This is a genomic window from Kribbia dieselivorans NBRC 106261 (assembly GCF_001552435.1).
GTDB classification, from domain to species: Bacteria; Actinomycetota; Actinomycetes; order Actinomycetales; family Dermatophilaceae; genus Kribbia; species Kribbia dieselivorans.
The window spans coordinates 1-1,126 of record NZ_BCRE01000299.1 but is presented as its reverse complement, the minus strand read 5'-3'; the positions used below and the strand labels follow the sequence as shown (position 1 = coordinate 1,126).

Genomic DNA, 1,126 nt, shown 5'->3' with positions numbered 1-1,126 from the left:
CATCTCGATGCCATGGGTGGCCAGGTGGTCGCGCAGGAGGTTCGAGGTCATCGCCGCGCCGTTGTCAGCGTGCACGATGCCTGGTGCGCCGTGCGTGGCGATCGCGGTGTTGAACATGTCGACGGCCAAGTGGTCGGCCTCGCGTTCCTCGACGCGCCAGCCGACGATCTTGCGGGAGAAGATGTCGGTGATCTTGTACGCCTTGAACACCACCCCACGCCAGGGCGAGTACAGGTCGGTGATGTCCCAGGTCCAGACCTGACCGGGCCCGGTCGCCTTGAGCACGGGCTTGTCCCGCGGTGCCCGTGGGGCGCTGCGCTGCCTGATCTTGGGTCGCAGCATCTGCTCCTCGATCTCGGCCGCCACTCGCCACCAAGTGCGGCGCGAGCCGAGCATGATGCCGGCGTCCCACGCGGTTGCGAACGCGTGGTCGACGGAGTTCTGCGCCGCCCACGCGGTCAGGACATGCTGCTCGATCTCTTCCCGATCCGCGTCCGAGATCCGTGACTGGTACGCACGCTGTGACTGCGGGATCGGATCGCTGACCCGTTCACGCTGGTGGTGGCGGTAATGCCACGTCGAGCGCGACAACCCGACCGTCTCCAACGCCCGACGCTGCGAGCCGGTGACCCGCGCCAGTTCCCTGACCAGGTCGTTCTCCGCGGTCAGGAATCGGCGGGATCGCTCGTCGTCGGGGTCTCGTCGGGCTCTTGCGCGTTCAGCTCGTGCAAGAGCCCGATAGCTTTTCCCAGGGCCTCGTTCGTGCCCTCCAATTCGGTGATCCGCGCGGTCAGTCGCTCAACCTCGGCAGCATGCTCGGCACGTTCCTTGGCCCGCTGCCGCTCCAACGCGGTGCGTTTGACCTTAGGGACAGTCATGGGGACACCCTCTCGCGGAACCAGCCCACGAGCGACGTCACCCTCGTACACCGCCGGCCCGCCACAGTCGAAACCGACTGTACGAGACACCCCGCTCCTCCAGCCAGCGACGCTTGCGCCCATACGGCTGAATCTCGTACTCATGCACGAGCTCGCGCAATTCCGCCTCCGTGAACCCAACAATGCCCGCCATCTCCAACTCTCCCTACCGCTCGTGAACGACTCACAACCAGCTTGACAAAGAGGGC

2 protein-coding genes are annotated in these 1,126 nt (G+C 65.9%); both read right to left on the bottom strand.

Annotated elements, in window-relative coordinates; translation table 11 throughout:
* On the bottom strand, positions 1-606 hold a 606-nt coding region (locus KD1_RS16000; protein ID WP_157073435.1), incomplete at its 3' end, for a DDE-type integrase/transposase/recombinase.
* Positions 607-665: 59 nt separating this feature from the next.
* The gene (locus tag KD1_RS17255; protein ID WP_217995920.1) at positions 666-878 is read right to left on the bottom strand and encodes a hypothetical protein; all 213 of its coding nucleotides are present in this window, start codon (positions 876-878) and stop codon (positions 666-668) included.
* Positions 879-1,126: the final 248 nt, after the last annotated feature.

Bases quoted from the DNA above. Each gene is read 5' to 3' on its own strand.
- KD1_RS17255 (WP_217995920.1), bottom strand. From the start codon at position 878: ATGACTGTCCCTAAGGTCAAACGCACCGCGTTGGAGCGGCAGCGGGCC.